Below are 12,446 nucleotides of genomic sequence, written 5' to 3' on the forward strand. Positions count from 1 at the left end.
GTCAACAAAGTAAGCCATCGGGTCCGCATCCCGTGGCGTCGGTGGACGCGGCGCGATAACGATCGTCTGAGATCAATCTGAGTGCCCCCGGGCCGTGAACGACAGAAGGACCGGCCCGCCGGGCCGGTCCTTCTTCGCGGTTCGCGGGTTCGATCAGTACCCGTACAGCTCGATCTCGTTGACGTTGACCTGGTAGCCCGGGGTGTCCTCGTTGCGCGGCAGCTTCGTGAGGAAGACCAGCACGTACTGGTACTTCGTGTCCGGGTCGAAGCCGTTCAGGATCTGCTTGTCACCGGTGTTCGCGTCAGCGCCGTCGGCATCGCTCAGCTTGGTGTACGAGCTGACGATCGCCTTGTCGCCATCGCGGCTGTTGCCCGGGTCCTTGTCGCCGACCCGGAGGTCGATCACGGCGCCGGGGGCGGACAACGAGACACGCACCTCGGAGAGCGCCCGGGGCTGCGGCAGGTGGATCAGGACACCCATCCCCTCCTTGCGGCCACCGAAGTTCGGCTGCAAGTAGTAGGAGAGCTTCCAGGACGTGTCCGGGTCGCCGTCGACGACGAACTTCGACTCGCCCTCGTCGTTGCGGTCGCCCTGCGGCGGGTCGACGATCCGCACCATGTCCGCGGTCAGCGGGATCTTCACCGGGTTGCCGAGCGGCGCACTGCTCGCCGTGCCGGCGTCGCCGGGCTGCCCGCCCGGGTCGACCTGCGCCGGCGTGGAGGGCGTCGCGTCCGGCTTGCTGGAGTCGTTGATCGCCTGGATGCCGAAGATCAGGCCGATCACCGCGATGACCACCAGGGCACCGACGCCGAGCAGGATCTTCCGCGTGCTGCGGCCGGGCTCGCTCGGGGCGCCGCCGGCCTGCGTGAAGCGCAGCGGGCCAACATCCTCGAACTCCTCGTCCTCTGCCGCCGCGTCGAGCCGGCTGAGCTCGGCGGTGATCGCCTCGGCGGCGGGCGCCGCCACCCGCCGGTCGAGCAGATCCATGGTCAGGTCGTCGAGGTAGGCCGGGACACCGGCGCGGACCTGCCGCGGCGCGGCCGGGCTGCCGGAGGTGTCACGGGTCGCATCCGGCAGCGCCGAAGCACTGAGCTCGGCGTGCGGCCAGTGGCCGGTGAGCGCGAAGTAGAGAAGGCCGCCGACCGCGCGGACGTCGGCCTCGGTGCTGTCCGCGGCATCGGCTCGCGCGTCCGCCAGCACGACCCGGCCGTCGTCGCCGATCAGCGTGGTGCCGGGGTGCACGTTGCCGTGGATCATGCCGGTGGCGTGCACGGCCGCCAGGGCGTCGGCGACCGAGTGCGCGATCGCGACCGCCCGCGCCGGGTCCAGCGGGCCCTCGGCGGCGACCAGATCGCGCAGCGACTCGCCGTCGACCCACTCGCGGACCACGTAGGCCCGCTCCTGCTCGTCGATGGCGTCGTAGACGCCGACCAGATTGGGGTGGAGCACTCGGCTCGCCGCGACCGCCGCCTGCAGCATCTCGGCGGCGGAGTCGCCGCCCGGATGCCGGAGAACGACCGCGACCGGCCGTCGCAGCACCACGTCGATCCCGCGCCAGACCTGTCGCCCGGCGCTGTCGTCGTTCACGTGCTGCTCGAGCTGATAACGCTCGGCGAGGATCTCACCAGCGGTGGGCTCACCGAAGGTCAAGACCGGTCCGCCCTCGTCGGCCGCGGTCTCATGGCCTTCGCCGACCTGGGTCACCAGTCCTCCCTCGGTGGTGCATACCTCGGTGTCCGGGGCACTGTCCTTGGCGTTCCGGGCAATGTCCCTGGTGTTCGAGGCAATGTCCGTGGTGTTCGGGGCAGGGTGCCCCCGAGCACATGCCGACAACGACCATACCCGTACTCGGCCATGCTCCGGCAGGTCGTCCCCCGGCGCGGCATCGGCGCGGTCCCGTACGAACGGGTGGTTTTCCGGGCAATCCGGTTGAAGTGCCCCTGTTCAGGGCAGGCCCGGCACCAGGACCGGCCGCTATCGGCCGATCTTGCGACGCACCATGCCGACGACCTGGCTCACCTCGCGGACGCGCAGCAGCGTGGCGGCGACCAGATAGGCGATCAGGATCACGGCGCCGCCGGCGACGAGCTGGATCAGCGCTTCGATCCGGCCGTCCGGCTCACCGGCGCCCGGCAGCAGACGCACCACGAGGTAGCCGAGCGCGCCGGCCACCGCGGCGGCGATCGCGACCCGGATCAGCGCGGCGGCCACCGAGCCCAGGTTCAGCCGGCCGACCCTGCGGCGCAGCACGGCCAGCGAGACCAGCGCCGAGACCAGGTAGGAGATCGCGTTGGCGGCGGTCATCCCGGCGGCCAGCAGCCCCCTGCTGAGCCCCGCCGCGAAGATCAGGTACGCGGCGACCCGGACGACCACCACCGGAAGGTTGATCAGCGCGACGGTCTTGTTGCCCTGCAGCGAATAGAACGCGTACGTGCAGAGGTAGCTGACCGACAGCGGGATCACCGCGAACGCCGCGACGGTCAGAACCGTGCCGGTGTCCAGTGCCTGGGCGTGGGTGTAGTTGCCGCCCTCGAAGAGCATCACCGAGATCGGCACGCCGAGCACCGCATAGACCACCGAGATCGGCGCGAGTGCCGCGACGGTGAGCTTGATGCCGCGGGTCAGGTCGGCGCTGACGTCGGCGAACCGGCCCTCGGCGGCGGCCGCGCTCATCTTCGGCAGCAGTGCCGTCATCACCGACACGCCGATGATGCCGTGCGCCATCATGGTCAGCAGGAAGACATTGTTGAAGGCCAGCACGCTGGCGCTGCCCTTGCCGGCCACCCGGTTCAGGATCTTGACCATGACGAAGACGGCGACCTGGTTCGCCGCGACGTAGCAGAGCATCCAGCCGGCGAGCCGGCCGATCTCGCCGAGGCCGAGCGAGCGCGGATCCCAGGAGAGCTTCCAGCGGAAACCGACCTTGCGCAGCGCGGGCAGCAGGCCGAGAGCCTGCACCACCATGCCGAGCAGGGTGCCGCCGCCGATCAGCGCGATCTGCGCGGGCGAGATGTTGTCGACGGTGAGGTCACCGCGCCCGAACATCAGCAGGAAGGCCCCGGCGGTGGCGATCACCACGAGGTTGTTCAGGATCGGTGCCCACATCGGCGCGGCGAAGTGGCCGCGCACGTTCAGCACCGCGCCGATCAACGCGGAGACGCCGGTGAAGAAGATGATCGGCAGGATCAGGTAGGCGAAGTGGGTGACCAGGTCCTTGTAGGCAGCGCTGTTCTCCGAGCTGGCCTGGATCGCGGTGATCACCGGCGCGGCCGCCACCACCAGCAGCGCCGCGAGACCGAGAGTGACCACCGCGAAGGTGAGCAGCTTCTGGGTGAACGCCTGCCCACCGTCCGGGTCGGCCTTGCGCCGCCGCACCAGCAGCGGGATCAGCACGCTGGACAGGATGCCGCCGAGCAGCAGCTCGTAGATCTGGTTCGGCAGGAACTGCGCGCTGGTGTACGCATCGCCCACGCCTGCCCCGAGCGCCATGCCGATCAGCGCATTGCGGACGAAGCCGATGATCCGGCTGACCAGGCTGCCGATCGCCATGATCGCGCTCTGCCCGGTGGTGCTGCCGCCCTCGCTCTCGCCGGCCGGCACCCGCTCCGGGGGCAGTGCCTGGTCACCGCCGGCCGTGGGGATCTGGTCATCGACCGAGACGACCGTCACGCCGTCCTCCGGCCGCGGGTCACCGTCCGGCGCCGCGTGCGTGCTGCGGTACAGGCCGCCGTTCACCCTTGCCTCCCGAGCCGTACCGATGTTGGAGCCACCATAGAAGAAAAGCTCAGACGTGGCGCCGCAGGAGGGTCCCCGGCTCGACCCCGGCCAGCGTCTCGACGACCCAGCAGGCCTCCAGCGGGACCAGGGGCTCACTCAGCGCGTCCAGAACAGTCGGGTGGTCACAGCCGGCCTCGGTCAGCGCGCCGACCAGCTCCGGCAGCCGTGCCAGGTCGCCCGAGCCGGCGATCGTGCGGGCCAGCGGGCGGCCCACCGAGTAACACTCCTGGCCGGGGAGCTGATCGAGACGGGCGCCGGCACGACGTACCAAATCGAGGAGGTCTTCGTGGGGGAAGCGTTTGTCCGCGCGGACCTGGTCCATCGCCTGGGCCGGGAAACTGAGCTCGGCGATCGTCGCCTCGCTCAGCACCTGCGGTGACGGCGCCGGAGGTGACGGCCACCAGCGCTCGTCGGTGAAGAGCGGCAGCGGCGCCTGCTCGGGCCCGGAGGGGGCGGGCGGCGGCACCTCGCGGCGCAGCGACCGGTACGCCGCCTCGCGCATCGCCGCCACGGCCGGCGCGTCGTCGTCCCCGGTCACCGGCGCGAACGGCGACAGCAGTGCGACCACCAGCCCCGGATGCGGCAGCGTGGGGTCGGCCAGCGCGATCACCCGGGCGCACATCTCCAGCTCCCACCAGCGCAGCGAGGCGGGGTAGGGCCCGCGGGCCGGAGCCCAGCCGAGCTGGACCGGCTCGCTGGCGGCCGGACGGCGCAGCCCGAGCGTCCGCTCGCCGGAGGGCACCTCGATCTCGAGGACCAGCGCATACCCGCCCACCACCGGGAAGGAGGCGCGAAGCAGGTCGGGCAGGAGATCGGCGTCGCTGAACTCGCCTGACCAGAACCCGGGATCCAGGCTCAGCCGACGCAGCGCCTCGGAAAGCGGCACGGGTCCCATCCTGCCCGTCGCGTTCCGGAACGACCACGCCACGGTCCGGCGACCCCGCCACCCGGGAGCGCGCTCGCGGCCCGATACCCTGGTAATCCCATGTCTGTGTTGAACAACGCCCAGCAGAACGCGGTAGCCGAGTTGCTCCGCGTGTCCCCTGTCGCCGACGAGCTGGGGCGCCGGTTCGGCGCCGCCGGCCACGAGTTGCACCTCGTCGGCGGGTCGGTGCGGGATGCGCTGCTCGGTCGTCTCGGCGACGACCTCGACTTCTGCACCGATGCCCGGCCCGAGCGGACGCTCGAGCTGGTGCACGGCTGGGCTGACGCGATCTGGGAGACCGGTCGCGAGTTCGGCACGATCGGCATCCAGAAGAACGGTCTGCGGATCGAGATCACCACGTTCCGCGCCGAGGCGTATGACGGGGTCACCCGCAATCCGGTGGTGTCCTACGGCACCTCGCTGATCGAGGACCTGTCCCGCCGCGACTTCACGATCAACGCGATGGCGGTGTCGCTGCCGGGGCACGAGTTCACCGACCCGTTCGGCGGGCTGGCGGACCTGGCCGCGCAGGTCATCCGTACGCCGGGAACCCCGGAGTCCTCGTTCGGCGACGATCCACTTCGGATGCTGCGGGCCGCCCGATTCGCGGCGAAGTTGCGCTTCACTGTGGACGAGCCGGTCATCGCGGCCATGCGGGACATGGCGGCAGATCTCGACCGGATCACCGCGGAACGGATCCGGGACGAGTTCACCAAGCTGCTCTGCGGCGCCGACCCGATCACCGGTCTGCGACTGCTGGTCGACACCGGGCTGGCCGACCGGTTCCTGCCGGAGATCGCCGGGCTGAAGCTGGAGATCGACGAGCACGCCCAGCACAAGGACGTCTACGAGCACACGCTGATCGTGGTGATGAACGCGATGCGGCTCGAGGGCGATGAGGGCCCGGACTTCGTGCTGCGGATGGCCGCGCTGATGCACGACGTCGGCAAGCCGGCCACCAAGGCGGTCGGGCGTGACGGGCGGGTCAGCTTCCACCACCACGAGGTGGTCGGCGCGCGGCTCACCAAGCAGCGGATGAAGGCCATGAAGTTCCCGAAGGACGTCACCTCCGACGTGGTCGGGCTGGTCGCCCTGCACTTGCGTTTCTACGGTTACGGCCGGGGCGAGTGGACCGATTCCGCGGTCCGTCGTTACGTCACCGACGCCGGGCCGCTGCTGTCCCGCCTGCACAAGCTGACCCGGTCCGACGTCACCACGCGCAACCGGCGCAAGGCGTCCGCCCTGGCCGCCGACTACGACGCCCTCGAGGAGCGGATCGCCCGGATCGCAGCCGAGGAGGACCTGGCCAAGGTTCGCCCCGACCTGGACGGGAACGCGATCATGGAGCTGCTCGGCGTGCCGCCCGGCCCGATCGTCGGCGCTGCCTGGCGTCACCTCAAGGAGCTGCGCCTCGACCGCGGGCCGCTGGATCATGACGAGGCCGAGGCGGAGCTCTTCCGCTGGGCGCGCGAGCAGGGCCACATCTCTTAGCGGGCGCTTCGCGCCAGTCCACACTACGAAACACCGCCTACGTGATCGAGAGCGATCATTGCGTTACGGATGGTGATCTCGTATTGCCATCCAAACGGGCACCCGTCGTCGAATCGACCGCATCGCGCGGTTGAACGGCGTGAACAACGGCGTGAGCAGTACGAATCCAATCCGGCTGAACGGTGGATCCAGGCCCGCCAGGGGCCTCATAACCTGCACTTCTGCGCCTGCCGAAAGCATTTCCCGGCGGGTGGACGAGGTGCGGGCGGGAGGCGATCGGCGTGGCAGCGGCAATGGCCGGCACAGCCCGCAAACTGCTCGGAACGGGGCAGCGGGTAACCGGCGGAATGGCGTTGGCCGCGATCGGCTACGGATTGTTCGCCAATGCACGACTGACCGTCACCGTGATCGTCGGCGCGTGTGTCGGCTTCTATCTGATCTTCGCGCTGTTCAAGCTGTTCGTGACGACGGCCGGGCGCGGGCATCGGATGATCCTGACCACGCCGATGAGGTCGTCGCGGGTGCTGCCGCACTACGGCGTGCTGCTTCCGGTGCACCACGAGGCCAACATGCTGCGCCGGCTGGTGGCGCGGGTCGGCCGACTGGACTATCCGCGCGAGAAGCTGCACGTCTACCTGCTGATCGAGCAGGACGACGAGGAGACCCTGGCGGCCGCGGCCGCGATGGGCCTGCGGGTGCACGGCGACGGTACGACCGCGCAGGGTCCACTGAGTCACGTCGTGGTCGTGGTGATCCCGCCGGGTGGCCCGAAGACCAAGCCGAACGCGATGAACGTGGCCTTCCCGCTGGTCGTCGCCGACGGCTGCCGGTACGTCACGATCTATGACGCCGAGGACCGCCCCGACCCCGAGCAGCTGCTGCTCGCCGTGGCCACGTTCCGCCTCGCCCGGCGCGACGTCGTCTGCCTGCAAGCCGAGCTGGTGTTCTGGAACGACGACACCAACTGGGTGTCCGCCCTGTACTGGGTCGGCTACAAGGTCCACTTCCGGCACTTCCTGCCCGGCCTCGCGCGACTCGGTCTCCCGGTCCCCCTGGGCGGCACGTCGAACCATTTCAAGGTCAGCGTGCTGCAGGAGGTCGCCCTCCCCGGCGGGCTGGTCTGGGATCCGCACAACCTCACCGAGGACGCCGATCTCGGCGCGCGGCTGGCCGCCGCCGGGTACCGCGTGGACCTGCTCGCCTCGGTGACCCTGGAAGAGGCTCCGGTGTCCAGCCGGGTGGTGGACAAGCAGCAGCGTCGCTGGAAAGGCGGCTACCTGCAGACCGCGCTGGTGCACAGCCGGCGGCCGATTCGCACGGCCGGGCGGATGGGCGTACATCGGTGGCTCGCCTTTCTTCTGATGACCTATGGCACGCCGCTGACGTTCCTGCTGAACCCGCTCTTCCTCGGGTTGACCGTCGCCTGGTTCGCAACCGGGTCGCCGGTGATCGTGGAGCTGTTCCCGGCGCCGATCTACTACACGGCCACCGCCCTGCTGGTGATCGGCAACTTCGGGATCATGCTCGAGCTCGTCCAGACGACGCTGGTCGAGGCACCGCGGACGCAGGGGCGGTTCCGCCTTCTGAAGTACATGTTCATGGCCCAGGTGATGTGGCTGTGGATGAGCGTCTCGACCTACATCGCGGTGTTCGAGCTGGCCATCGGCAAGCGTGGCTGGCACAAGACCCCGCACGGGCACGCCGAGGACGACGACGACGCGGAGGTCGCGATCCCGCAGTCGCGCCGGCCGGTCGTCTCCAGCGCCGTTTCCGGTATGCCGTGAACCGGCAGATGATCGCGGTGGCGCTGCTCGCCACCCAGCTGGCCGCCTGCGGCTCGCTCGCGCCGCACCTCCCGGCGAGCGCGGCACGCACCCCGGAGAGCACGCCGCAGTCCCAGCCGGTCACCGCGACACCGTCGACGGTCGCCCCGGCGTCGCCGGCGTCCGTGCCGGCCACCACGGCGGAGCTGGGCGTGCAGATCTACTGGCACGAGGTCAACACGCCGGAGCAGGTGCGCGCCAATGCCGTCCGCCTGCTGGACTACATCGTCGGGCTCGGCGCGAACAGTGTCGGCATCACGTTCCCGATCTACACCGACGGCGCGAAGCCGACCCGGGTCTACACGACGGCGGGTGTCACCCCGACGCCGGGCGACCTGCGCACGGTGATCGGCCTGGCGCGGGCACGAGGTTTGCGGGTCCTGGTCCGGCCGCTGATCGCCGAGGTGAACCTCAAGGGCGCCGGTGTCTGGCGTGGATCCATCAAACCGTCCGACGTCGATGGCTGGTTCACGTCGTACGGGAAAACTCTTCTTCCTTATCTGACCGCGGCCCAGGAGGCACGGGCGGACGGCTTCGTCGTCGGCTCGGAGCTGGATTCCCTGGTGAAGTACCAGGATCGGTGGCGCACGACGGTGGCCGAGGCGGACCGGATCTTCACCGGCCGGCTGATCTACGCCGACAACTGGGGCGTCTGGGCGACCGGCCGGCCCGGTGTTCCCGGCACCGAGAGCGGCCTCGACGCCTATCCCCAGCTGCACCTGAACGATGCGGCGACCGTCGCGCAGATCACCGCGGCCTGGAAGAAGTGGCTGCTGAAGCGCCCACAGGGACTGGAGCGGACCACCATCCAGGAGATCGGGATCGCCGCCGTCACCGGCGCCTACAAGCTGCCGGCCAGCTGGCCGGGCGACGGGCAGACCGTCACGCCGCAGGTCCAGATCCGCTGGTTCGCCGGTGCCTGCGCGGCCGCGAAGTCGCTGCACCTGGCCGGCATCTACTTCTGGACGCTGGACGCGTGGGCCGACCCGGCGAACGCCGCGGGTTACGACGCCGGCTCGTTCATCGGCCGCGGTGACCAGGCGATCAAGGAATGCTTCGCCTCCGGATGGCCGGGCCGATGACCACGATCCCGTCCGACCGGACCCGGGCCGATGCGGTCGGCAGCCTGACGCAGGAGATCCAGCTGCGTCACCTGACGCGCCTGCGCCGGCCGGGCGACCCGGGACAGGAACACCGCGCCGACCGGGGCGCGATCGTCGTCGCGGTGACCGCGAGCGTGCTGGCCGTCGTCGCGTGCGTGTACTTCTACCGGACCGGCCACCTGCTCGGTTACCACGACACCTACTCCCACCTGGAGATCAGCCGCCGGATCCTGACCGGCCGGACGACCGGCATCGCGCAGCTCGGCGCGATCTGGCTGCCGCTGCCGCACATCCTGCAGTCGCTCTTCGCGTGGAACACGACGCTTTACACCACCGGCCTGGCCGGCTCGATCGTGTCGATGACCTCGTTCGTCGCGTGCGCGGTGCTGATCTACCGGATCATCCGCGTCTACAGCCCGGACCGCGTCTCACCCGGATACGCCGGCGCGGCCGTGTTCATGCTCGGCGCGAACATGCTGCACCACCAGTCGACGTCGATGGACGAGCTGCCGTTCTACGCGTTTGCGCTGGCCGCGACGTACGGCATGATCCGCTGGGCGGACACCGAGCGGCCGACCTTCCTGCTGCAGGCGTCGCTCGCCAGCATGCTCGCCATGCTCTGCCGGTACGAGGGCTGGTTCCTGGCCGGCATGCTCACCCTCGTCGTCCCGGTGATCGCCCGGCGGATCGGCTGCTCCTGGCCGGACACCCGCGGCCTGACCGGCATGTTCGCGGCGTTCGGCGTGCTCACGTCGTCGATCGGCTGGATGCTCTACAACTGGATGATCGCCGGCTCGCCACTGAACTTCCTCACCGGGCCGAATTCCAGCGCCGACCAGATGGCCCGGCGGACCACCGACGTCGAAACCGGAAACCTCGGAAAGACCCTGCTGGCGTACGGCAATGCGCTGCTCGCCGACCACGGCCTCGTGGTCATCGTCGTCGCCGCGATCGGCCTGCTGGTCTTCCTGATCGGTGAGCGCCTGTCGGCCCGGTCGCTGCCGGTGCTCGTGCTCGGCTCGATCATGCCGTTCTTCCTGTACACCATCTACCGTGGACAGGCGCCGATCGGCATGCCGCCGGTCAACGAGTACCTGCTCAATGCCCGGTTCGCCCTGGTCGGCGCGTTGCCCGCGGCGATCCTGACCGGCTACCTGGTGTCCCGGCTCCCGAGGCGCGTGATCCCGTCGGCCGCGTTGATCGTCGTGGTCGGGATGGCCGGCCTCTCGATCACCGCGTTCCGGCAGGACGGACTGGTCAGCGTCCGCGAGGTGACCGAGGACCTGTCGGCACAGCAGGACCAGGTGCGGGTCGCCGACTTCCTCGCGGCGCACACCAGCGGCCCGATCATGCTGGACCTGGTCGGCAACGAGCGCGCCGCGTTCCCCGTTCTCGACCGGGTCATCTACGACGGTACGAAGATCGGCCGCGCGAACGTCTGGAAACGGGCGCTGGCATCGCCGCGCTCGGTGGGCGCGCACGTGGTGCTGATGCGTGGTGCCGGGCCGCGGGGCGCGGACGCGGTGTTCACTGCCCTGCACGGCGCGGCCGCGATGACCGGCGCCGAGGTTCTCTACGAGGCCGACGGTTACATCGTCTATCAGCTCCCGTCGTAGGCGCCGGGCGCACTGCCCTCAGTTCCTGTCAGGGGTGACGGGCACACTGGGAGGCATGTTCGTCGTCGAGTCACCGATCGGGCCGCTCGGCGTCGTCGTCGAGGGCGACGTCGTGGTGGGGGTGCGCTTCGGCGCGGGCCCCGGCACGGATACCGCGCACCCGGCGTCCGAGCAGCTCAGGCGATACTTCACGGGTGAGCTGACCGACTTCACGGTGCCGGTGGAGATGCGCGGCGGCTCCGAGTTCGAGCGCGCCGTGTGGGCCGAGATCGCCAAGATTCCGTATGGGGAGATGCTGACCTACGGGGCGATCGCCACCGCGCTGGGTGATCCGGGCGCGGCTCGGGCCGTGGGCACGGCCTGCAACCACAACCCGGTGCCGGTGATCGTGCCGTGTCATCGGGTGGTGGGCGCCGGCGGGAAGATGGTCGGCTTCGGTGGCGGTCTCGAGCGCAAGCGCAAACTGCTGGAGCTCGAGGCCCGGGTCGCGCTGACTCGCGCCTGGAGTTGAACTGTGAGCGGAATCACGACGTACTGGACAAGGGTTGTGCGGATGAAGGAAAAGGCCGGCTCTCGGTGAGAGCCGGCCTTCTCAGGTCAGGGGTGCGTCAGCGCTCGACGTCGCCCTTGATGAAGCCCTCGACGGCGTTGTGCGCGTCGTGGTCGCTGTACTGCACGGGCGGGGACTTCATGAAGTAGGAGGACGCCGAGAGGATCGGGCCACCGATGCCGCGGTCCTTCGCGATCTTCGCGGCGCGGACCGCGTCGATGATCACGCCGGCCGAGTTCGGGGAGTCCCACACCTCGAGCTTGAGCTCGGCGTTCAGCGGGGTGTCACCGAAGGAGCGGCCCTCGAGGCGGATGTACGCCCACTTGCGGTCGTCGAGCCACGGCACGTGGTCCGACGGGCCGATGTGCACGTCGCTCTTGATCATCTCGTGCGGGATCTGGGACGTGACCGACTGGGTCTTCGAGATCTTCTTCGAGACCAGGCGGTTGCGCTCCAGCATGTTCATGAAGTCCATGTTGCCGCCGAAGTTCAGCTGGTACGTGCGCAGCAGCTCGACACCGCGGTCCTCGAACAGCTTGGCGAGCGCGCGGTGCACGATGGTGGCGCCGACCTGGCTCTTGATGTCGTCACCGACGATCGGGACGCCGGCGTCGGTGAACTTCTGCGCCCACTCCGGGTCGGAGGCGATGAAGACGGGCAGCGCGTTCACGAATGCCACACCCGCGTCGATGGCGCACTGGGCGTAGAACTTGTCGGCCTGCTCGGAGCCCACCGGGAGGTAGGAGACCAGAACGTCGACCTCGGCGTCCTTGAGCGCCTGGACGACGTCGACCGGCTCGGCCGAGGACTCCTCGATGATCTCGCGGTAGTACGTGCCCAGACCGTCGAAGGTCGGGCCGCGCTGCACGGTGACGCCGGTCGGCGGCACGTCGGTCAGCTTGATCGTGTTGTTCTCGCTGGCGACGATCGCCTCACTCAGGTCCATGCCGACCTTCTTGGCGTCCACATCGAACGCCGCGACGAACTTCACGTCGGAAACGTGGTAGTCGCCGAAGGTCACGTGCATGAGACCCGGGACGCGGTCGTTGGGGTCGGCGTTCTTGTAGTACTCCACGCCCTGCACGAGGGACGAGGCGCAGTTACCCACACCGACGATGGCGACGCGGACGGAACCCATCGCGTTTGCCTCCTTGTTGT

General features: G+C 69.5%; 9 protein-coding genes. 5 read left to right on the top strand and 4 right to left on the bottom strand.

Translation table 11 applies throughout. From position 1 onward, the window contains the following. Positions 1-153: 153 nt before the first annotated feature. From Acy02nite_RS22620 to Acy02nite_RS22630, 3 genes are all read right to left on the bottom strand, one after another. The gene (locus Acy02nite_RS22620; RefSeq protein WP_203743643.1) at positions 154-1,707 is read right to left on the bottom strand and encodes a protein kinase family protein; all 1,554 of its coding nucleotides are present in this window, start codon (positions 1,705-1,707) and stop codon (positions 154-156) included. 270 nt (positions 1,708-1,977) lie between these two features. Continuing rightward, positions 1,978-3,738, bottom strand: a complete 1,761-nt coding sequence (gene murJ, locus Acy02nite_RS22625) for a murein biosynthesis integral membrane protein MurJ (RefSeq protein ID WP_203743645.1) — start codon at positions 3,736-3,738, stop codon at positions 1,978-1,980. A gap of 49 nt (positions 3,739-3,787) precedes the next feature. Then, positions 3,788-4,675: a hypothetical protein gene (locus Acy02nite_RS22630; RefSeq protein WP_203743647.1), complete on the bottom strand. Its 888-nt coding sequence runs from the start codon at positions 4,673-4,675 to the stop codon at positions 3,788-3,790. A 90-nt stretch (positions 4,676-4,765) separates the two neighbouring features. On the opposite strand from Acy02nite_RS22630, the gene Acy02nite_RS22635 reads away from it, so the two are divergent. The 5 genes from Acy02nite_RS22635 to Acy02nite_RS22655 all read left to right on the top strand — a co-directional run bounded on the left by Acy02nite_RS22635 (position 4,766) and on the right by Acy02nite_RS22655 (position 11,249). Next, the gene (locus Acy02nite_RS22635) at positions 4,766-6,196 is read left to right on the top strand and encodes a CCA tRNA nucleotidyltransferase (RefSeq protein ID WP_203743649.1); all 1,431 of its coding nucleotides are present in this window, start codon (positions 4,766-4,768) and stop codon (positions 6,194-6,196) included. A 281-nt stretch (positions 6,197-6,477) separates the two neighbouring features. Next, entirely contained in the window at positions 6,478-7,980 is a 1,503-nt protein-coding gene (locus tag Acy02nite_RS22640; RefSeq protein WP_203743651.1) for a glycosyltransferase family 2 protein, read from the top strand. Beyond that, positions 7,977-9,101, top strand: coding sequence for a glycoside hydrolase family 113 (locus Acy02nite_RS22645; RefSeq protein ID WP_203743653.1), 1,125 nt, complete (start codon positions 7,977-7,979; stop codon positions 9,099-9,101). Before Acy02nite_RS22640 ends, Acy02nite_RS22645 begins: the two co-directional genes overlap by 4 nt. Further along, a complete protein-coding gene (locus tag Acy02nite_RS22650) occupies positions 9,071-10,738 on the top strand; it encodes a hypothetical protein (protein WP_203743655.1) in 1,668 nt (555 codons plus the stop codon). The genes Acy02nite_RS22645 and Acy02nite_RS22650 overlap by 31 nt, the downstream gene beginning before the upstream one ends. Positions 10,739-10,793: 55 nt before the next feature. Further along, positions 10,794-11,249 (top strand): methylated-DNA--[protein]-cysteine S-methyltransferase, encoded by a 456-nt coding sequence (locus tag Acy02nite_RS22655; RefSeq protein ID WP_203743657.1) that lies wholly within the window; start codon positions 10,794-10,796, stop codon positions 11,247-11,249. Positions 11,250-11,346: 97 nt separating this feature from the next. On the opposite strand, the gene Acy02nite_RS22660 is transcribed toward Acy02nite_RS22655, so the two are convergent. Further along, a complete protein-coding gene (locus Acy02nite_RS22660) occupies positions 11,347-12,426 on the bottom strand; it encodes an inositol-3-phosphate synthase (RefSeq protein ID WP_203743659.1) in 1,080 nt (359 codons plus the stop codon). Positions 12,427-12,446: the final 20 nt, after the last annotated feature.

It is taken from the genome of Actinoplanes cyaneus, from assembly GCF_016862095.1.
Taxonomy (GTDB): Bacteria; Actinomycetota; Actinomycetes; order Mycobacteriales; family Micromonosporaceae; genus Actinoplanes; species Actinoplanes cyaneus.